Origin of the sequence: Pseudomonas sp. 8 R 14, from assembly GCF_900005955.1 — a bacterium.
GTDB lineage: Bacteria > Pseudomonadota > Gammaproteobacteria > Pseudomonadales > Pseudomonadaceae > Aquipseudomonas > Aquipseudomonas marginalis.
Map to the genome: position 1 here is coordinate 1 of NZ_CVTH01000077.1, position 19,434 is coordinate 19,434.

The window sequence follows — 19,434 nt, forward strand, 5'->3', positions numbered from 1 at the left end:
TCTAAAGATCGATCTGATTCCCCACGCCACCCGATTCCCTTCCTGCGGCGGCTGCCAAAAACCTTGTTCAACCACTCATGAGTATTGCGAGCGAACCGTTCGTGATCTGCCCATTCTCGGTCGCGCGGTGCGCCTCAGCATTTTGCTCAGGCGTGTTGGCTGCCGCGACTGTGGAAAACGCATGGAGGCCGTCAGTTGGCTGGATCGCTATGCCCGCATGACGCGCCGCTTGGCCGAGGCGGTCATTCAGGCCTGCGAGCGCCTTCCCACCCTGCACGTGGCCCAGATGTTTGGACTGCATTGGGACACTGTTCGGTTGCTGGAGCGTCGAGCCTTGCAGGCGGTGTTGAGTGAGTTGCCGAAGGCGCAACCACGACGCCTGATCATGGACGAGTTCGCGTTATTCAAAGGTCATCGTTACGCCAGCGTTGTGCTGGATGCCGATACACGACGAGTGCTGTGGATCGGTGAAGGCCGTAGCCGAGCGGCAGTCAGGCCGTTCTTCGAGGAGCTGGGGCCGGAGGGCTGCGCTCGAATCGAAGCGGTGGCGATGGACATGAATACTGCTTTTGATCTGGAGGTTCGCCAGCATTGCCCGAAAGCGCGAGTGGTCTACGACCTTTTCCATGTGGTGGCCAAATATGGCCGAGAGGTGATTGATCGGGTCCGCGTCGACGAAGCTAATCGGCTGCGTCATAACAAGCCGGCTCGCAAGGTCATCAAGCAGGCACGATGGCTGTTGCTGCGTAACCCACAGAACCTGAAAACGCCGGAACAACAGGTCCATTTGCAGGATTTATTGGAGGCCAACCAATCGCTGATGACAGTTTATTTGATGAAGGCTGAACTCAAAACGCTCTGGACACCGAGCACTGCCTGGACCTGGAGATCGGCCTGGAAGCAATGGCTGCGCCATGCATATGAAAGTGAAATACCGGCTCTGATCCAGTTTGCCAAACGGCTAAAGGGTTATTGGCGGGGCATCGTCAGTCGGGTTCGCTGGCCGATGCACACCGGTCAGTTGGAAGGAATAAACAATCGAATAAAGGTCATCAAACGGATGGCGTACGGTTACCGGGATAGCGAATTCTTCTTCATGAAGATCAAGAGCGTCTTTCCCGGTAATCCGTGATGAACCAAAAAAAAGGCCGTCGAAACGGCCTGAAAACCCCTGCTGTGATTCAGTTTCAACGATTGGGCTGTGGAGTAAGCCGCAAATACGGCTTCACCGCCCGATACCCCTTCGGAAAGCGCTTCTTGATTTCTTCCTCATCCTTGAGCGACGGCACGATCACCACTTCATCACCGTCCTGCCAGTTGGCGGGGGTGGCGACTTTGTAGTTGTCGGTCAGTTGCAGCGAGTCGATGACCCGCAGGATTTCGTGGAAGTTACGGCCGGTGCTGGCCGGGTAGGTGATGGTCAGGCGGATCTTCTTGTTCGGGTCGATCACGAACAAGGAACGCACGGTGAGCGTGTCACTGGCGTTCGGGTGGATCAGGTCGTAGAGGTCCGAAACCTTGCGGTCGGCGTCAGCCAGGATCGGGAAGTTGACGATGGTGGCCTGGGTTTCGTTGATGTCCTCGATCCACTTGTGGTGCGAGTCCACCGGGTCCACCGACAGGGCAATGGCCTTGACGCCTCGCTTAGCGAACTCGTCCTTGAGCTTGGCGGTGAAGCCCAGCTCAGTGGTGCACACCGGGGTGAAGTCCGCCGGGTGGGAAAACAACACACCCCAGCTGTCGCCCAGCCATTCGTGGAAACGAATCTTGCCGGCGCTGGAATCCTGTTCGAAGTCGGGGGCGATATCGCCCAGTCTTAGGCTCATGGTGTGGCTCCTGGTGAGTGCTTATGGAGCCCACTGTGCATGGATTGCGGATTATTTAAAAAGAATAAATATCGATTTATCTAGACGATAAAGGAATATTAAAAATCTGTTCATTGGACGCGGGAAAGGGCGAGGCGCAACATCGTTTCCAAGGTTCGAGAAGGCCTTGAGACGCTGTACAAAGAGGGGTTCAGGAAGGGCTTGCGGGGGTTTAGCCCGACTTGAAAAGCAAGACACCTTGCCCGGCGTGCGCCGGGCAAGGTTTTACGCAGTTACTTGAATGCGTAGGTGTAGCTGACGATTACACGGTTTTCGTCTTGATCGCGCGCGGCAGCGACATCGTTGCGCCACATAGCGTTTTTCCAGGCGACGCCGACGTTTTTGAACAGGCCTTCTGGCACTACGTAGGCAACAGTGATATCGCGCTCCCACTCGGACTGGCCGGTGAACTCGGCACGGCTACCGTTGACGGTGTCGATGTCAGTACCCTTGAGGTACACAACACCAGCGGTCAAGCCAGGCACGCCAACCTTGGCGAAGTCATAAGCGTAGCGAGCTTGCCAGGTACGTTCGCCGGCACGGGCGAACTTAGCGATCTGCATGTCAGTGGTCAGGTAAGCCGACGAACCGTCGCCCTGGTTCAACCAAGGGAAGTCGCTGCTACCGTTGCTGACCTGGTAACCACCACCGAAGGTGTGGCCGCCCAAGGTATACAGGAACAGGCCGCTGTACAGGTTGTTATCCACCTTGCCGCGACCGGAGTTGACGCCGCTGTAGTTGCCCGAGGAGAAGTAAGCCGACTCGTTGCCGTTCTTACCGTCATCGGTGCTGTGGAAATAACGCAAGTCAGACTTCAATACGCCTGGACCGATGGCCCAGTTGTGGGTCAGACCCAGGAAGTGCTGCTTGTAGAAGTCTTCCAGGTTGCCGTAGTAGTACTGGGCAGTCAGGTCCTTGGTGATCTTGTAGTCACCACCGGCGTAGTAGAACTTGTTGCTGTCACGCCAGTTGGCGCCACGGGAGTTGGCACCCGAGATCGACAGGTTGTCGACGTTGCTGGAGTTACGACCCTTGGCTTTTTCGATCTGACCGGCAACCAGCGTCAGGTCTTTGATGTCGTTGGTAGTGATCTGGCCACCTTGGAAAGTCTGCGGCAGCAGACGACCGTCGTTGGTCACGATAACCGGCAGCTTAGGCTGCAGGGTACCCAGCTTCAGTTCGGTCTGGGAGATCTTGGCTTTGGCAGTCAGGCCCAGGCTCGAGTAGTTATCAACAGCTTCGCCATTGGACTTGCTCGGGAACACAGTGCCGCCGTAGGACGAGGCAGTAGCGCCGTTGGTGCCGCCGCCGGAATCCAGACGAACGCCCAGCAGGCCGATAGCGTCAAGACCGAAGCCTACAGTGCCTTGGGTGTAACCGGAGATGAAGCGCAGGTCAAAGCCTTGGCCCCATTCTTCTTGCTTGCTCTGAACACCAGCGCGCTTGTTGGCTGCCGTGCCGGCGGCCGAGTCACGGTTGTCGGTGTTGATGTAAAAGTTACGCAGACCCAGTGTTACTTTACTGTCATCGATGAAACCGGCAGCGCCTGCTTGCTGAGCGATTACGCCCAAAGCTACAGACAGTGCCAAGGTGGACTTCTTCATGTACCGCTCCTCTCGTTTCTAATTTTTGTATTTCTTTGGTCTCGGGTCTGACGCCCTCGATCCACAGATGCGCGATTAGCACCGGATAGTGACTGACAAGTCAATCGTAACCTTGTGTGTCTACTACCTTCGTCTAACCACCGTTGATTTGGTCCCTGCAGGGTAATGAGTTTTTCATACACCCAAAAAGAATTATTTCATTCTTTTTCATACGATTCAGGAATAAGACTTTCCGTGACGTGGGCAGGCCAGCATAGACCACTCGCCACACAAGCTAATTCCTAAAGGGTATTTTTTAGAGCTTTTTTAGATCGATTAGTGTGGCCGCGCTGTTGCATACGTCACCCACGATCAAAAAGGCGACGCCATCATGGCCAAAGGCACATCCTCCCGTCAATTTGTTACAGTTTTTGTGTCACTAATCGTTTCTTTTGCTGTCCAAGCCGCCCATTCGAAGGTTCAGGTGTTGCGAGCGTCCACACTCTATCCATAGCCGTCCACCTGTTATCGGCGTCAGATCAAGAATGCTTAAACTTTAGTCGTGCGTGACGGCAGGCTCTTGCACGAGCCTGCCCGGTGACTTGGGGGTAGGGCTCTACAAGGCCTTCTCGAAAATCTTCGAGTTGCGCTGGTAGTTGTACAGCGAGGCCCGTGCCGATGGCAGGCGATCCACGCTGCTCGGCACAAAGCCACGCTCACGGAACCAGTGGGCAGTCCGCGTGGTAAGTACGAACAGCGTCTTCAACCCCTGGGCCCGGGCACGGGTTTCGATACGCTCCAGCAGCTCGTCACCCCGCCCGCCGTGGCGGTACTCCGGGTTCACCGCCAGGCAAGCCAGTTCACCCGCGTCCGAATCGGCGATCTGATACAACGCCGCACACGCGATGATCATGCCTTCGCGCTCCACCACGCTGAACTGCTCGATCTCACGCTCGAGCACTTCCCGCGAACGGCGCACCAGGATGCCCTGTTCTTCCAGGGGGCTGATCAGGTCGAGCAAGCCGCCGACGTCTTCAATCGCCGCCTCGCGCACCCGTTCGAATTGCTCCTGGGCTACCAGCGTGCCGCCGCCATCGCGGGTGAACAGTTCGGTGAGCAAGGCACCGTCTTCGGCGTAGCTGACGATGTGGCTGCGCCCTACCCCGCCACGACAGGCCTCGGCCGCCGCATCGAGCAATTCGGACTGGTAGTTGCTGCTGCCCAGGCGTTGCAGGTGTGCCGGTACTTGTTGCGGGCGCAGTTCGCGGACGAGGCGGCCATTTTCATCGATCAGGCCGAGATCAGCGCCGAACAGCAGCAGCTTGTCCGCCCCCAGGTCGATGGCGGCGCGGGTGGCGACGTCTTCGCAGGCCAGGTTGAAGATCTCCCCCGTCGGCGAATAGCCCAGGGGCGACAGCAGCACAATGGAGCGCTCATCCAGCAGGCGATTGATGCCCTTGCGATCGACCCGGCGCACTTCGCCGGTGTGGTGGTAATCCACGCCGTCAAGCACACCGATAGGCCGCGCCGTCACCAGGTTGCCGCTGGCCACCCGCAGGCGCGAGCCCTGCATCGGCGACGAGGCCATGTCCATCGACAGGCGCGCTTCGATGGCGATACGCAGGTGGCCGACCGCGTCGATCACACACTCCAGCGTCGCGGCATCGGTGATGCGCATGCCTTCATGGTAAGTCGGGACCAGGCCGCGCGCTTCAAGGCGCGCTTCGATCTGTGGGCGCGAACCGTGCACCAGCACCAGACGCACGCCCAGGCTGTGGAGCAGCACCAGGTCGTGGACGATATTGCCGAAGTTCGGATGATCCACACCGTCGCCGGGCAACATGACCACAAAGGTGCAGTCGCGGTGGGCGTTGATGTAGGGCGAAGCGTGACGAAGCCAATTAACGTAGTCGGGCATGGAACCTGGGCCTGTAATAAGAAGCAGCCGAAAAAGGATGAGTCGTGAAAACGCACAGCGGGCTGATGGTTATCGTCGGAACAGGCTTGGCGACACGCTCGCTCTCCTTATGATACGAATGGACAGGGGTTAATTTACGCAGGTTTCAGGCAGTAATGTTCGATCAGTTCCCGCAATAGACGCACTGTAGGCGTCAAGCGTGACATTTCGAGGTACTCGCCCGGTTGATGGGCACAGGCGATGTCGCCAGGGCCGAGCACCAGGGTTTCACAACCAAGGCGCTGAAGATAAGGCGCTTCGGTGCCGAACGCTACTGCTTCGGCACGATGCCCGGTCAATCGTTCCGCGACCCGCACCAACTCGGCGTCTTCGACCTGCTCGAACGGCGGCACTGCGGGGAATAACGGCGCGTAGTCGATCTTGACCTTATGGCGCTCGGCCAGGGGTCCGAGCTTTTGCCGGATAGCCGCACGCAGCACTTCGGGATCCATGCCCGGCAAGGGCCGCAGGTCGAATTCCAGGGAGCACTGGCCGCAGATACGGTTGGGGTTGTCGCCACCATGGATACAGCCGAAGTTCATGGTCGGTTGCGGCACGCTGAATTGTGGATTGCGGTACTCGCGCTGCCAGGCCAGGCGCAGGCCGCGCAGCTCGCCGATGGCGTCATGCATGGCTTCCAGGGCGCTGTGTCCCAGGCTTGGGTCCGACGAATGGCCGCTTTGGCCCAGAATGTCGATACGCTCCATCATCACGCCTTTGTGCAGGCGGATCGGCTTGAGGCCGGTCGGTTCACCGATCACCGCCGCGCGGCCCAACGGGCGCCCGGCTTCGGCCAATGCCCGGGCACCGGACATGGAGCTTTCTTCATCGCAGGTGGCGAGGATCAGCAACGGTTGCTTGAACGGTTGGTCCAGCAGCGGCAACACCGCTTCAATCGCCAGCGCGAAAAAACCCTTCATGTCGCAACTGCCCAATCCTACCCAGCGGCCGTCGACTTCCGTCAGCTTGAGCGGATCGGTCTTCCACAACGCAGCGTCATAAGGAACGGTGTCGCTATGGCCGGCCAATACCAGGCCGCCGGGGCCTGTGCCAAAGCTGGCCAGCAGGTTGAATTTGCCGGGGCTGACCGGTTGGATGTCAATGGAGAACCCCAGGTCGCCCAACCAACCGGCGAGCAAATCGATCACCGGGCGGTTGGTCTGGTCGAGAGACACTTGGGTGCAACTCACCGAAGGCGCGGCAATCAGCGCGGCGAACTGCTCTTTCATGGACGGTAACGGCATACGCGGTCTCCCTACTTCCCGGATGAGCCCCACTATAGAGGCATCTGCACGAGACAATAAACCGTTGCGGCGCGTTGCCGGGCTCAGTCCTGTACACTGCACGACCTTGGCAGCCACTCTTTTCCCCGGCTGCGCTCCCGATCCTGGATTTTCCGGCCATGCAGAAAGAAACCGAAATCAAGCTCCGCGTCAGCCGCGAAACACTCGCCGCGCTGCGTGAGCACCCGCTACTGAAAAAACGCAACAAAAGTGGCTGGGAACGCCGTGAGTTGATGAACCAGTACTTCGACACCCCCGAGCGTGACCTGGCCCAGGCCAAAGTCGCCCTGCGCCTGCGCAAGGACGGTGACGACATTATCCAGACCCTCAAGACCCGTGGCCAAAGCGTCGCCGGCCTATCGGAACGCAATGAGTACAACTGGGACCTGCCCAAGGCCAAGCTCGACGTGAAGAAACTCGACGGCGACTGCTGGCCCGAGCAACTGGCCGAGCTGGACAAAAAGACCCTCAAGCCGATCTTCACCACCGACTTCGTGCGCGAGCGCGCCGAAATCGCCTGGGGCCGTGGCAAGGCCAAGGTGGTGATCGAAGCCGCCCTGGACCTGGGCCATGTGGTCGTGGGTAAGCAGAAAGAAGAAATCTGCGAGCTGGAACTGGAACTGCGCGAAGGCGAGCCGGCTGCGCTGCTGGAGTTGGCCGCCGAGCTGGCCGCCACCCTCGCACTGATGCCGTGTGACATCAGCAAGGCCGAGCGCGGCTACCGCCTGTACGACGCCAGCAGCTACTCCCTGAGCCTGCCGGCGCCGCAGATCCACGCCGAAATGCCGCTGGACGACGCCTTCGCCGCAATCATGTGGCACCTGCTCGGCAGCAGCCAGCGCCTGGCCGAGCAATACCGCTTCAATGGCCACTGGCGTCTGCTGCAGGACTGGGTCGACAACCTCGGCGAACTGCGCGCCCTGATCGGCAGCCTAGGCCAGGCCGCACCGCGTCAATCCACCAGCGAACTGCGCAGCGCACTCGATGCACTGCTGGAAGACTGGCGCCCACTGGTCCAGGCCGGTGACGACGACGAAGACATCCGCAAAGCCGCACCCGAGCAGTTTGCCGAAGAATTGGACGACGTGCGCTGGGGCTTGTTCTCGCTGAACATGTCACGCTGGCTGATGGCCCGCACCTGGACTGCCGACCGCAACGTGCGCGGCAACCGCCAGGGCGCCGCGCAAATCACCAACTGGCTGCCGCGCCTGCTGGCCGACGATGCCGTCGCCCTGCAACTGCCGCGCTACCAGCAGCAACCGGAAGACCTGGCCGAGCAACTGCCGCGCATCGAACGCATCCAGGCCTGGCTGCACCATGCGCGTAACGTGGTGGACATTGCGGAACTGGATCGTTTGTACGGCGAGCTGAACAAGCTGGCGCAACTGGCCAACCAGCCGATCACCGACGAGTCGCTGGATGCGCGCATGCATCAGGCGATTGCGGTGTATCAGAACCGTGCCTGGAAGACCCTGCTGCGCCTGTAATATCGCCATCGGGGGCCTAGCCCCCGATGAGGCCGATCCTGTCAGCGCAATACTGGCAGGCTGGTGGTCGACTTGATCTCGGACAGCGCCACGATCGAGTTGACCTCCTGAATCCCCGGCACCATCGATAACTTCTCGAAGAAAAACCGCTCGTACGCCTCAATGTCCGACGTCACGATGCGCAGCAGAAAATCCACCGCCCCCATCAGCACATAGCACTCCAGCACTTCCGGAAACCCACGAATCGCGTCGGTGAACTCGGTGAAGTTGGATCGGCCGTGGGCGTTGAGTTTGACCTCGGCAAAGATCTGCGTATTCAGGCCGATCTTCTTGCGATCCAGCAGAGTGACCTGGCCGCGAATCACTCCTTCCTCCTTGAGCCGCTGGATGCGTCGCCAGCACGGCGACTGGGACAGTCCGACCTGTTCGGCGATCTGCGCGCTGGACAGCGAGGCGTCCTCTTGCAGCAGGGCCAGGATGCGGCGGTCGTAGGCGTCCAATTCGCTGTGCATAAAAATACCTTTATGTATGGACTTTATGAATTGATTGATTCAATAAAACGCAAATCAGGCTCATCTTAGATAAGAAATCTCCCGACGCGAATGTAAAAATTTCTCCAGTCGAATCTGGAGAATCAGCATGCATGCCGTCGAAACCACTCACCCCCTGACCCGTGTCGATGTGTGGGCTGCCAGCAGCGCCCATTGCCAGGCGCATTACCGGATCGTCGCCGAGGCGGAGCCCGATGTGTTGTGTCGGGTACTCAACTATTTTGCGTTGCAGTTCCTGACACCGAGCCAGGTCAACGTGAGCCGCCAGGAAGACCTGCTGAACATCGATATCGTGATGGATAGCCTGAGCTGGCATCGCGCCCAAGTGATCGCCGAAAAGATTCGAAACCTGATCAGCGTGTGCACGCTGCATGTGTGGCGCGCTGATTCCGTGGGGCCTGCGGCCGTGGCGGCAGCAGCTCGGTAAAGGCCTGCAACATACGCTGGGAGGAAGATATTCGGCGGCTGGCTAGCCTGAAATGTCGTCCGAGGCTACCCAGGAACACCTTCATGTCTGCTGATCACCGATTGGAACTGCATCAGTTGCTCCCGGCGCTGGTCGAGGAAGGGGTGATTGCTCCCGACATCGCGCAGCGCTTATCAGCGCTGCCCGCCGGCAACGCCCAGCATCCGTTGGAGTGCATCGCCGCCCATGGGCCTTCCCTGGAAACCCTGACCCAGTGGCTTGCCCAACATGTGGGGCAACCTTATTGGCGTATCGACCCGCTGAAGATCGATGTCGCAACGGTCGTGCCGCTGATGTCCCACGCGTTTGCCCAATGCCACGCCATCCTTGCGGTAGCCGTGGACGCGCAGACCGTCACCGTTGCCAGCGCCCAGCCCCATATCACCAGCTGGGAATCGGGACTGGCACAAGTGCTCCAGCGCTCGATCAGGCGCGTGGTTGCCAACCCCCAGGACATTCAGCGTTGTATCAGCGAATTCTACCGGCTGGCGAAGTCCGTCAGCGGTGCGGATCAAAAGGTGGCGGGGCCTGGCAACGTCGAGTTGCTCAACCTCGGCGCCAGCGACCAGGAGCCGGACGCCAACGACGCGCATATCGTCAATATCGTCGACTGGCTGTTGCAATACGCGTTCGCCCAGCGGGCCAGTGATATTCATATCGAGCCGTGCCGTGAGCAAGGACGCGTGCGCTTTCGCATTGATGGGCTGCTGCACGACGTCTATCAATTTCCACCCCAAGTGACGATGGCGGTGGTCAGCCGCCTGAAAAGCCTCGGGCGGATGAACGTGGCGGAAAAACGCAAACCCCAGGACGGTCGGGTCAAGACCAAAAGCCCTGCCGGCACAGAAGTCGAGTTGCGGCTGTCGACCTTGCCCACTGCCTTTGGCGAGAAACTGGTGATGCGGATTTTCGACCCGCAGGTGCTGCTCAAGGACTTTGACGAGCTGGGCTTGTCGGCCGAGGACCAGCAGCGATGGCACGACATGACGCGCCACACCAACGGCATCATCCTGGTCACGGGGCCTACCGGTTCAGGCAAGACCAGCACCCTCTACACCACGCTCAAACACTTGGCGACCCGGGAGGTCAATCTTTGCACCGTGGAAGACCCGATCGAGATGGTCGAGCCGGCGTTTAATCAAATGCAGGTACAGCCCAATATCGACCTGACGTTCGCCAACGGCATCCGAGCCCTGCTTCGCCAGGACCCGGACATCATCATGATCGGCGAGATCCGCGACCAGGAAACCGCCGAGATGGCGATCCAGGCCGCATTGACCGGGCATTTGGTGCTCTCGACGCTGCACACCAACGATGCGCCCAGCGCCATCAGCCGCTTGCAGGAACTGGGCATTGCTCATTATTTGATCAAGGCAACGTTATTGGGCGTAATGGCGCAGCGCTTGGTGCGCTTGCTGTGCCCTCATTGCAAGCGGGTGGCGGGCGATGCTCACGAAGCGGTAGGGTGTGCAGAATGTCGAAACAGCGGGTTTCGCGGACGCGCCGGGGTCTACGAGATCATGGTGCTGAATGACTCGCTCAAGGCGCTGATCACGCCAGGCGCCGACGCGCAGTCCCTGCGCAGGGAGGCGGTGGCGCAAGGCATGTGCGGCCTGCGCATGGCCGGCGTGGGTAAAGTCAAGGCGGGGCTGACCACAATGGCCGAGGTATTGCGAGTGACGCCTGGGGATTCGGTAACAAATGCGTTGATTACCCCGTGCTGAAACCGTCCTTATCGGTGACAAGACCGTTACAATCCGCCGAACGTCGTTTAACTGACACCAACAGATAGGGAATCGCTATGCAGATAGGAACCGTACTGCTTCTTTTCGTGGGCCTGGCCATCGCCATCCTGTTCATGGGCTTCAAGGTGGTACCCCAGGGCTATCAGTGGACCGTCGAGCGCTTCGGCCGGTACACCAACACCCTCAAGCCGGGTCTGAACATCATCATCCCGGTCATGGACCGCATCGGCCGCAAGATCAACGTGATGGAAAGCGTGCTGGATATCCCGCCCCAGGAAGTCATCACCGCCGACAACGCCACCGTGCAGATCGACGCCGTGTGCTTCTTCCAGGTGGTCAATACCGCCCAGGCCGCCTACGAGGTCAACAACCTCGAACACGCTATCCGCAACCTGCTGCAAACCAATATCCGTACCGTGCTCGGCTCCATGGAGCTGGATGCCATGCTCAGCCAGCGCGACGGCATCAACGAAAAACTGCTGCGCACCGTCGATGAAGCCACGGCGCCGTGGGGCATCAAGATCACCCGGATCGAAATCAAGGACATCAGCCCGCCCGCCGACCTGATGGCCGCCATGTCCGGCCAGATGAAAGCCGAGCGGATCAAGCGCGCACAGATCCTGGAAGCCGAAGGCCTGCGGGCGTCGGCGATCCTGACGGCCGAAGGCAAGAAGCAGGCACAGATTCTTGAAGCCGAAGGTGGACGCCAGGCCGCGTTCCTGGAGTCTGAAGCCCGTGAGCGTCAGGCAGAGGCTGAGGCCCGCGCGACCCAGGTGGTTTCCGAAGCGATTGCCACCGGCAACGTACAGGCCATCAACTACTTCGTCGCGCAGAAATACATCGATGCCCTTGGCAAATTGGCGTCGGCCAATAACAGCAAAGTGATCCTGATGCCGCTGGAAGCCAGCCAGGTGATCGGCGCTGTCGGCGGCATCGGCGAAATCGTCAAGGCAACCTTCGACAACAAGAAAGCCTGAGGCGATCGCCATGTGGGATTTCCTGCAGCATCTTTCGTTCTGGGATTGGCTCGCACTGGGTACAGTGCTATTGATTCTTGAAGTATTCGGCGCCGGTGGCTACCTGCTGTGGATGGGCATAGCTGCGGCAGCCGTGGGCGTGATCAAGTTTCTGGTGCCGCCGCTCGGGCTGGAGTGGCAACTGTTGCTGTTCGCTGTGCTGTCGATATTGACGGCGGTGTACTGGTGGAAACGCCAGCGCAGCAGTGCCAAAGCCAGTGACCAGCCGGGGCTCAACGAGCGTGGCTCGGAGCTGATCGGCCGTGTGTTCGTGGTGCATCAGGCGATTGTGGAGGGTCGGGGCAAGGTAAAAGTCGGTGATGGCGTCTGGATGGTGACCGGGCCTGACAGCCCAGTAGGCGCTCAAGTGCGTGTGGTGGGCCTGGATGGCGTGATCTTGAAGGTAGAAACTGTTTAGTCAGTGATGGAACTCGGCTGGGCTAACTGCAATCAAACGGTACAGATCACCCACCCGGAGTCACCCATCATGCGTCTTAAATATGCTGTCGCTACCCTCGCTGTGCTTTCCCTTCCTGTCGGTTCAGCCATGGCCGACAGTTTCTGGCGCAATGTCATCTCGTCGGGCGCCACTACCGGCTCGACCTACCTGACCTTCAAGGACCACAAGCTGGTGGTTGCCGCACAAGACGACGCAGGCAGCTTCGTTGCCAGCGATGGCGGTATCCGCGGCCCGTACCTGGAAGCCGCCATGCAAAAAGTCCGCGCCGATAACCCTGGCCTGCAGGCCACGGATATGGAGCTGGCCAACGCTATCCTGGCGAAAAACGCTATCGCCGCCGAGTAAAACCGCCGGTTAAAACAGCCGCTCCCTGGGAGCGGCTTTTTTGTGCCGCTTTTCTTCCTACAGCAAAGACTGATGAGTTGACGATTGAACAGGAGAAGTCCTCTCGATCACTGCGCTCACCCGGCGACAAGCTATCGATTCCACCCTTCCCCTCAGTGAATCGATAACCATGCGAAAACTATCTTCCTTTCTGTTCCTCACTGCTATTGCAACGCCTTATGCACAGGCAGAGGCCTGGTACGGCGCGGCAAAATTTAACAGTGCACGCCAGAATCTATCCAGTGCACTGTTGACCAGCCCGCGCGTCACCGAACGAGTGGAAGCGCCTGATAGCACTAAAACATTCACCGGATCCTACGCAGTAGGTTATGCCTTCGCCAATGGCTGGCGCGCGGAAGGGGAATACACCCTCTCCGGCAGCTCGACCTTCGACTCCTTCTGGTCGCCCTTCAATGCCAACGTCAACCGTCTTGAAGCGGACAGTCAGCGCGTGATGGTCAACGGCTATAAAAACATACCGCTCACCCATTGGCTGTCGTTCTACGGCATGGCGGGGATGGGCGTCGCACAAATTGATGCCGAGGGTTTTCAGAGCAATGACACCCGTCGCTTTGCCAGCCACCGCCAATATAATTTTGCCTACAGCGTAGGCTTGGGCCTGGATGCCAAGGTCAACGACCGCATTTCCTTTGGCACAGGTTGGCGCTACGTGGACATGGGCCGTATCGAGACCGGCTACAACACCTTCACCAACCGGATAAACGCTCGTGATGAACAGCTCAAGGGCAAGCTCAAGGAGCAGAGTGTGTTCTTTGAAACCCGTGTGTACTTCTGACCGGCAACAGGAAATGCCGCCGTTCAAGCGGCACTTCCGTGTCCGTGGCATGACGATTCATTCACAGGCGACAGGCTATATTCAGTCTAACCGTGCCACCATGCCGGGACTGAACCCTCGCTTACTCATCGCCAATCTGAAACGGATGCCTTCGTCGTCATGAGCCAACAGCCCTTTCTGCCGTTCTCCAAACCTACCATCGATGAAGCCACCATCTCGGCGGTCGGCGATGTACTGCGCTCGGGCTGGATCACCAGCGGGCCGAAAGTGCAGGCGTTCGAAGCACAGCTGTCGGAATACTTTGGCGGCCGGCCGGTGCGCACCTTCAACTCGGGCACTTGCACCATGGAGATCGCCTTGCGTATCGCCGGTATCGGGCCCGGCGATGAAGTCATCACCACACCAATCTCCTGGGTCGCAACAGCCAACGTGATCCTGGAAGTAGGTGCCACGCCGGTATTCGCCGACATCGACCCGGTCACCCGCAATATCGACCTGGCCCAGGTGGAAGCCGCAATCACCCCGCGCACCAAGGCGATCATCCCGGTGTACCTGGCCGGCCTGCCCTTGGACATGCCGATGCTGTACGCACTGGCCAACAAGTACAACCTGCGCATCGTCGAAGACGCCGCCCAGGCCCTGGGCTCCAGCTGGGATGGCGAGCGCATCGGCTCCACCGGGGACTTTGTATCGTTCAGCTTCCAGGCCAACAAGAACATCACCTCTTCCGAGGGCGGTTGCCTGGTGTTGAACAATGCCGAAGAAGCCCGCCTGGCGGAAAAATACCGCCTGCAGGGCGTCACCCGCACCGGCTTCGACGGCCTGGACGTGGATGTACTGGGCGGCAAGTTCAACATGACCGACATCGCTGCGGCCATCGGCCTGGGGCAGTTTGCCCACATCGAGAAGATCACCGCCCATCGCCAGCACCTGGCACAGCACTACTTCAAATGTTTCGGCAGTGATTTCGAAGAAAAGTACGGCGCGCAACTGCCGCCGGCTGACTTCGAAAACAGCAACTGGCACCTGTTCCAGTTGGTGCTGCCGGAGCGTCACGATGGCCTGCCGGCCCGCGCAACCTTCATGGAGAAAATGCAGGCACAGGGTGTTGGCATTGGCTATCACTACCCGCCGATTCACCTGCTGAGCCTTTATCGGGCACAGGGGTTCAAGGAAGGGATGTTCCCGGTAGCGGAAAAGGTTGGACGTTTGATCGTGTCGTTGCCGATGTTCACGGCGATGACAGAGGCAGATGTGGAGCGGTCGGTGGCGGCGGTAAAGGCAGTCCTGAAAGCGAACTGAACACTCACGGCTCACGACGATTGAATGTGGGAGGGAGCTTGCTCCCTCCCACATGGGTCTTGCGGTTACTCGCCGATGGCGGCTTTGTAGCCAGCCGCATCCAGCAGTTTTTCCAGATCAGCCGGGTTGCTTGGCTTGAGCTTGAAGATCCACGCGCCGTAAGGGTCGGAGTTCAGCAGCTCAGGGCTGCCACCCAGCTCCTCGTTGACGGCAATCACTTCACCGGCAACCGGGGCGTAGATATCCGAAGCAGCCTTCACCGACTCAACCACACCCGCCTGGCCTTCGGCTTCAAACGTAGCGCCGACTTCGGCCAACTCAACAAACACCACATCACCCAAAGCTTCCTGAGCATGGTCGGAGATCCCGACGGTCACCGTACCGTCAGCTTCCAGACGGGCCCATTCGTGACTTTCGGCAAAACGCAGGTCGGCAGGGATATCGCTCATAGTCTGTGTCCTCAAGAAGAAATGTCAGCAGCCATTGGCCTGCCGGAAATAGTTAGATCAAGGTTTTGCCATGGCGCACGAAGGTCGGTTTGACCACTCGAACCGGGTACCACTTGCCGCGGATTTCCACTTCGGCCCGATCGGCAGTCGCCGTCGGTACACGCGCCAGGGCAATGGATTTGCTCAGCGTAGGTGAGAAACTACCACTGGTGATCTCCCCTTCGCCAACATTGGCGATGCGAACCACCTGGTGAGCACGTAAAACCCCACGTTCTTCCAGTACCAGCCCGACCAGTTTGAACTGCACACCCGCGGCCAACTCTGCTTCCAGCGCCGCTCGCCCGATGAAATTGCGCTCGGCAGGTTCCCAGGCGATGCTCCAGGCCATGTTGGCCGCCAGGGGCGAAACGTTCTGATGGATGTCCTGGCCGTACAGGTTCATGCCGGCTTCCAGCCGCAGGGTGTCCCGCGCGCCGAGGCCTATGGGGGAAATCCCCGCACCGACCAGATCGTTGAAAAAACCCGGCGCCTGATCGGCAGGCAGGACAATTTCCAGGCCGTCTTCACCGGTGTAACCCGTGCGTGCGATAAACCAATCGCCGTCGGCATGCCCTTCAAAGGGCTTGAGCTGGTGGATCAGGGTGCCGCGAGACTGGGTGACCAGCTCGGCAATCTTCTGCCGGGCATGGGGACCTTGAATGGCGAGCATGGCCAACTCGGGCCGCTCATGCAGGTGCACCTGATAGCTGCCAAGTTGTGCCTGGATCCAGGCCATGTCCTGGTCACGGGTGGCGGCGTTGACCACCAGCCGGTATCCGATCTCGGTGCGGTAGACGATCATGTCGTCCACCACGCCACCCTGCTCATTGAGCATGGCGCTGTACAACGCACGGCCACAGCCATGCAAACGCTCGACATCATTGGCCAGCAGGTGCTGGAGCCATTCCTTGGCCTGGGGGCCGGTGACATCGATCACGGTCATATGAGATACATCGAACACCCCGCAGTCGCGCCGCACCTGATGGTGCTCCTCAACTTGCGAGCCGTAGTGCAAAGGCATATCCCAACCGCCAAAATCGACCATTTTCGCGCCGAGGGCGAGATGCAGGTCATACAGAGGCGTACGCTGTCCCATGGGTTTCTCCTTCCGGGCTTGGCGAAGGTGCGCAGCGTCGTTGCCCGTGCCGGACACCTTGAATGACAAGGCCTGCAGCCACGTACAGCGACTCGATCCGAAGGACGGACCGCACCGAATGCCGCGCATTGTAGCCGCAAGCCGTAGGACTGGCACCTAACCGATTGGTCGGGCGGAGCGTCGGATCAGCCCGATGACCGGCAGCAGCCCCACCAGCACCAGCGTCAACGCTGGCAGAGAAGCCCGCGCCCACTCGCCTTCGCTGGTCATTTCAAAGATCCGCACCGCCAGGGTGTCCCAGCCGAACGGGCGCATCAGCAGGGTTGCGGGCATTTCCTTGAGCACGTCTACGAACACCAGCAGTGCTGCACTCAGGGTGCCGGGCAGCAACAGCGGCAGATACACTTTGCAAAACAGTCGCGGCCCACTCACGCCCAAACTACGCGCTGCTTCCGGCAACGAAGGCCGGATGCGCGCCAGGCTGTTTTCCAGCGGCCCGTAGGCCACGGCCAGAAAGCGCACCAGATACGCCAGCACCAGCGCCGACAGACTGCCCAGCAACAATGGCTTGCCCGCCCCGCCGAGCCAGCCGGACAGCGGTACCACCAGCTCACGGTCCAGGTAACTGAACGCCAGCATGATCGACACCGCCAGCACCGAGCCCGGCAAGGCATAGCCGACATTGGCCAGGCTGATACCGGAGCGAATCGCCCGGGTCGGCGCCAGGCGGTTGGCGAAGGCCAGTACCAGCGCCACGCTGACCGTGATCAGCGCGGCAATGCCGCCCAGGTAAAGGGTATGGACGATCAGGCCCGAATAGCGCTCATCCAGGTCGAACCGGCCGCGCTGCCAGAACCAGGCGACCAATTGCAGCATCGGGATGACAAAGGCACAGGCAAACACCAATCCACACCAGGCAGTGGCAGCCGCCGCCTTGAACCCGCGCAAGTGGTACAGCGCCTTGCCCCGTGGCCGTTCATTGCTAGCCCGACTGGCGCCCCGGGCACGCCGTTCGCCATACAGCACCAGCATCACCACCAACAGCAACAGGCTGGCCAGTTGGGCCGCGCTGGACAGACTGAAAAAGCCGTACCAGGTCTTGTAGATAGCGGTGGTGAAGGTATCGAAGTTGAACACCGACACCGCACCGAAATCCGCCAGGGTCTCCATCAGTGCCAACGCCACCCCGGCCCCTATCGCCGGCCGCGCCATGGGCAGGGCCACATGCCAGAATGCCTGCAAGGGCGACTGTCCCAGCACCCGTGCCGCCTCCATCAGGCCCTTGCCCTGGGCGAGGAATGCGCTGCGCGCCAACAGGTACACGTAGGGATAGAACACCAGCACCAGCACAATGATCACGCCGCTGGTGGAGCGCACCCGTGGCAGACGCAAGCCGGTGCCGAACCCTTCGCGCAGCAGGGTCTGCACGGGGCCTGAAAAATCCAGCAGGCCGACAAACACGAAAGCCAGCACATAGGCGGGAATGGCAAAGGGCAGCATCAACGCCCAGTCGAGCCAACGCCGGCCGGGGAATTCGCAGAGGCTGGTGAGCCAGGCGAGGCTGACCCCCAACAGGGTTACACCGACGCCGACCCCCAGCACCAGGGTCAGGGTGTTGCCCAGCAACCGCGGCATCTGGGTTTCCCACAGGTGGGACCAGATTTGCGCGTCGATGCTTTGCCAGGACAGCAACAGCACGCTCAGGGGCAGCAGCACCAGGGCGGCGACGCTGAAGACCGGCAGGTACCAGCGGCGTTGGGCGGGGTGGGCCAAGGGTGGGTTCTCAATAATGAAATCTTCAAATCACCACAATCCAATGTGGGAGGGGCTTGCCCCCGATGTCGGAGTGTCAGTCCACGATGAGTAGACTGACACTCCGACATCGGGGGCAAGCCCCTCCACATTTGGATCTGCGGCGTCCTACAAATTGTACTTAGTTCCAGCCCGCCCGATCCATCAGGCGAATGGCTTCAGCCTGGCGCTTGCCCGCCACTTCCACCGGCAATGTATCCGCCACGAACTTGCCCCAAGTCGCCACTTCAGCCGACGGCGGTACCGCCGGATTGGCCGGGAATTCCTGGTTCACGTCGGCAAAAATCTTCTGCGCCTCAGGCGTGGTCATCCACTCCACCAATGCCTTGGCGGCTTCCGGGTGTGGCGCGTGTTTGGTCAAGCCGATGCCCGACAGGTTCACATGCACGCCACGGTCGCCCTGGTTCGGCCAGAACAGCTTCACCGCCAGGTCCGGCTTCTGCTTGTGCAGACGGCCGTAGTAGTAGGTATTGACGATACCCACATCGCATTGCCCGGCGTTGATTGCCTCCAGCACCGCAATGTCATCCGAGAACACGTCGGTGGACAGGTTATTCACCCAGCCCTTGACGATTTCTTCGGTCTTGGCCGCGCCGTGGGTTTCGATCAGGGTGGCGGTCAGCGATTGGTTGTAGACCTTTTTCGCCGTGCGCAGGCACAGGCGGCCTTCCCACTGTTTGTCGGCCAGAGCCTCGTAGGTGGTCAGGTCACCCGGTTTGACCCGATCGGTGGAGTACGCGATGGTCCGCGCGCGCAGGCTCAAACCGGTCCAGGCATGCGCCGAAGAGCGGTATTGCAGGGGAATGTTCTTGTCGATTACCGGCGAGGTGAACGGTTGCAGAATGCCCATTTGCTCGGCCTGCCAGAGGTTGCCGGCATCCACGGTGAGCAGCAGGTCGGCGGTGGCGTTTTCGCCCTCGGCCTTGATGCGCTGCATCAGCGGGGCTTCCTTGTCGGTGATGAACTTCACCTGGACACCGGTCTTTTGGGTGTAGGCGTCGAACACCGGTTTGATCAGTTCGTCGATACGCGAGGAGTAGACCACCACTTCGTCGGCTGCCTGCACGGTGGTGCTGCCGATCAGGGTGAGTGCCAGGGCAGTCAGGAGGCGCTTGGGTGCCAACATGGGGGCGGTCTCTCATT

Annotated in this window: 18 protein-coding genes; 9 read left to right on the forward strand and 9 right to left on the reverse strand. The window is 60.0% G+C overall.

The window, feature by feature from the left end; translation table 11 throughout:
* The first annotated feature begins 16 nt into the window (after window positions 1-16).
* Window positions 17-1,132: an ISL3 family transposase gene (locus BFQ01_RS20165; RefSeq protein ID WP_256097652.1), complete on the forward strand. Its 1,116-nt coding sequence runs from the start codon at window positions 17-19 to the stop codon at window positions 1,130-1,132.
* A 55-nt stretch (window positions 1,133-1,187) separates the two neighbouring features.
* On the opposite strand, the gene BFQ01_RS20170 is transcribed toward BFQ01_RS20165, so the two are convergent.
* The 4 genes from BFQ01_RS20170 to argE form a co-directional block, all read right to left on the reverse strand.
* A complete protein-coding gene (locus BFQ01_RS20170; RefSeq protein ID WP_065926631.1) occupies window positions 1,188-1,826 on the reverse strand; it encodes a peroxiredoxin in 639 nt (212 codons plus the stop codon).
* Window positions 1,827-2,098: 272 nt separating this feature from the next.
* Window positions 2,099-3,469: an OprD family porin gene (locus BFQ01_RS20175; protein WP_065926632.1), complete on the reverse strand. Its 1,371-nt coding sequence runs from the start codon at window positions 3,467-3,469 to the stop codon at window positions 2,099-2,101.
* Between the two features lie 595 nt (window positions 3,470-4,064).
* Window positions 4,065-5,366, reverse strand: coding sequence for an amino-acid N-acetyltransferase (argA, locus tag BFQ01_RS20180; protein ID WP_065926633.1), 1,302 nt, complete (start codon window positions 5,364-5,366; stop codon window positions 4,065-4,067).
* A gap of 134 nt (window positions 5,367-5,500) precedes the next feature.
* Window positions 5,501-6,649 (reverse strand): acetylornithine deacetylase, encoded by a 1,149-nt coding sequence (gene argE / locus BFQ01_RS20185; protein WP_065926634.1) that lies wholly within the window; start codon window positions 6,647-6,649, stop codon window positions 5,501-5,503.
* A gap of 158 nt (window positions 6,650-6,807) precedes the next feature.
* Between argE and BFQ01_RS20190 the strand changes: the two genes are divergently transcribed.
* Window positions 6,808-8,175 carry a CYTH domain-containing protein gene (locus tag BFQ01_RS20190; RefSeq protein WP_065926635.1) on the forward strand — a complete coding sequence of 456 codons (1,368 nt, stop codon included), beginning with the start codon at window positions 6,808-6,810 and terminating at the stop codon, window positions 8,173-8,175.
* Between the two features lie 41 nt (window positions 8,176-8,216).
* Here BFQ01_RS20190 and BFQ01_RS20195 read toward each other — a convergent pair whose 3' ends face one another.
* Window positions 8,217-8,687 carry an Lrp/AsnC family transcriptional regulator gene (locus BFQ01_RS20195; protein WP_010207358.1) on the reverse strand — a complete coding sequence of 157 codons (471 nt, stop codon included), beginning with the start codon at window positions 8,685-8,687 and terminating at the stop codon, window positions 8,217-8,219.
* Window positions 8,688-8,814: 127 nt separating this feature from the next.
* On the opposite strand from BFQ01_RS20195, the gene BFQ01_RS20200 reads away from it, so the two are divergent.
* The 7 genes from BFQ01_RS20200 (at window position 8,815) to BFQ01_RS20230 (ending at window position 14,895) form a co-directional block, all read left to right on the forward strand.
* Window positions 8,815-9,153 (forward strand): hypothetical protein, encoded by a 339-nt coding sequence (locus BFQ01_RS20200; protein WP_065926636.1) that lies wholly within the window; start codon window positions 8,815-8,817, stop codon window positions 9,151-9,153.
* Window positions 9,154-9,236: 83 nt separating this feature from the next.
* A complete protein-coding gene (locus BFQ01_RS20205; protein ID WP_065926637.1) occupies window positions 9,237-10,916 on the forward strand; it encodes a GspE/PulE family protein in 1,680 nt (559 codons plus the stop codon).
* 77 nt (window positions 10,917-10,993) lie between these two features.
* Complete coding sequence (locus BFQ01_RS20210; protein ID WP_027608388.1) at window positions 10,994-11,914, forward strand: SPFH domain-containing protein; 921 nt, start codon at window positions 10,994-10,996, stop codon at window positions 11,912-11,914.
* A 10-nt stretch (window positions 11,915-11,924) separates the two neighbouring features.
* Complete coding sequence (locus BFQ01_RS20215) at window positions 11,925-12,371, forward strand: NfeD family protein (protein WP_027608387.1); 447 nt, start codon at window positions 11,925-11,927, stop codon at window positions 12,369-12,371.
* A 69-nt stretch (window positions 12,372-12,440) separates the two neighbouring features.
* Complete coding sequence (locus BFQ01_RS20220) at window positions 12,441-12,758, forward strand: DUF2388 domain-containing protein (protein WP_027608386.1); 318 nt, start codon at window positions 12,441-12,443, stop codon at window positions 12,756-12,758.
* A gap of 163 nt (window positions 12,759-12,921) precedes the next feature.
* Entirely contained in the window at window positions 12,922-13,593 is a 672-nt protein-coding gene (locus BFQ01_RS20225; protein ID WP_083221268.1) for an outer membrane protein, read from the forward strand.
* Window positions 13,594-13,752: 159 nt separating this feature from the next.
* Complete coding sequence (locus tag BFQ01_RS20230; RefSeq protein ID WP_065926639.1) at window positions 13,753-14,895, forward strand: DegT/DnrJ/EryC1/StrS family aminotransferase; 1,143 nt, start codon at window positions 13,753-13,755, stop codon at window positions 14,893-14,895.
* Window positions 14,896-14,960: 65 nt separating this feature from the next.
* Here the strand turns inward: BFQ01_RS20230 and gcvH are convergent, their stop codons facing one another.
* The 4 genes from gcvH to BFQ01_RS20250 form a co-directional block, all read right to left on the reverse strand.
* Complete coding sequence (gcvH, locus tag BFQ01_RS20235) at window positions 14,961-15,344, reverse strand: glycine cleavage system protein GcvH (protein ID WP_065926640.1); 384 nt, start codon at window positions 15,342-15,344, stop codon at window positions 14,961-14,963.
* A gap of 52 nt (window positions 15,345-15,396) precedes the next feature.
* Window positions 15,397-16,479 carry a glycine cleavage system aminomethyltransferase GcvT gene (gcvT, locus tag BFQ01_RS20240; RefSeq protein WP_065926641.1) on the reverse strand — a complete coding sequence of 361 codons (1,083 nt, stop codon included), beginning with the start codon at window positions 16,477-16,479 and terminating at the stop codon, window positions 15,397-15,399.
* A gap of 156 nt (window positions 16,480-16,635) precedes the next feature.
* Window positions 16,636-18,252, reverse strand: coding sequence for an ABC transporter permease (locus BFQ01_RS20245; RefSeq protein WP_065926642.1), 1,617 nt, complete (start codon window positions 18,250-18,252; stop codon window positions 16,636-16,638).
* Between the two features lie 160 nt (window positions 18,253-18,412).
* A complete protein-coding gene (locus tag BFQ01_RS20250; RefSeq protein ID WP_053127831.1) occupies window positions 18,413-19,417 on the reverse strand; it encodes an extracellular solute-binding protein in 1,005 nt (334 codons plus the stop codon).
* Window positions 19,418-19,434: the final 17 nt, after the last annotated feature.

What these genes read in the sequence shown, in the direction of transcription:
- BFQ01_RS20230 (WP_065926639.1), top strand. Translation starts at nt 13,753, where the DNA reads ATGAGCCAACAGCCCTTTCTGCCGTTCTCCAAACCTACCATCGATGAA.
- argE (WP_065926634.1), bottom strand. Translation starts at nt 6,649, where the DNA reads ATGCCGTTACCGTCCATGAAAGAGCAGTTCGCCGCGCTGATTGCCGCG.
- BFQ01_RS20220 (WP_027608386.1), top strand. Translation starts at nt 12,441, where the DNA reads ATGCGTCTTAAATATGCTGTCGCTACCCTCGCTGTGCTTTCCCTTCCT.
- BFQ01_RS20210 (WP_027608388.1), top strand. Translation starts at nt 10,994, where the DNA reads ATGCAGATAGGAACCGTACTGCTTCTTTTCGTGGGCCTGGCCATCGCC.
- argA (WP_065926633.1), bottom strand. Translation starts at nt 5,366, where the DNA reads ATGCCCGACTACGTTAATTGGCTTCGTCACGCTTCGCCCTACATCAAC.
- BFQ01_RS20175 (WP_065926632.1), bottom strand. Translation starts at nt 3,469, where the DNA reads ATGAAGAAGTCCACCTTGGCACTGTCTGTAGCTTTGGGCGTAATCGCT.
- BFQ01_RS20195 (WP_010207358.1), bottom strand. Translation starts at nt 8,687, where the DNA reads ATGCACAGCGAATTGGACGCCTACGACCGCCGCATCCTGGCCCTGCTG.
- BFQ01_RS20250 (WP_053127831.1), bottom strand. Translation starts at nt 19,417, where the DNA reads ATGTTGGCACCCAAGCGCCTCCTGACTGCCCTGGCACTCACCCTGATC.
- gcvH (WP_065926640.1), bottom strand. Translation starts at nt 15,344, where the DNA reads ATGAGCGATATCCCTGCCGACCTGCGTTTTGCCGAAAGTCACGAATGG.
- BFQ01_RS20200 (WP_065926636.1), top strand. Translation starts at nt 8,815, where the DNA reads ATGCATGCCGTCGAAACCACTCACCCCCTGACCCGTGTCGATGTGTGG.
- BFQ01_RS20205 (WP_065926637.1), top strand. Translation starts at nt 9,237, where the DNA reads ATGTCTGCTGATCACCGATTGGAACTGCATCAGTTGCTCCCGGCGCTG.
- BFQ01_RS20215 (WP_027608387.1), top strand. Translation starts at nt 11,925, where the DNA reads ATGTGGGATTTCCTGCAGCATCTTTCGTTCTGGGATTGGCTCGCACTG.
- BFQ01_RS20170 (WP_065926631.1), bottom strand. Translation starts at nt 1,826, where the DNA reads ATGAGCCTAAGACTGGGCGATATCGCCCCCGACTTCGAACAGGATTCC.
- BFQ01_RS20190 (WP_065926635.1), top strand. Translation starts at nt 6,808, where the DNA reads ATGCAGAAAGAAACCGAAATCAAGCTCCGCGTCAGCCGCGAAACACTC.
- gcvT (WP_065926641.1), bottom strand. Translation starts at nt 16,479, where the DNA reads ATGGGACAGCGTACGCCTCTGTATGACCTGCATCTCGCCCTCGGCGCG.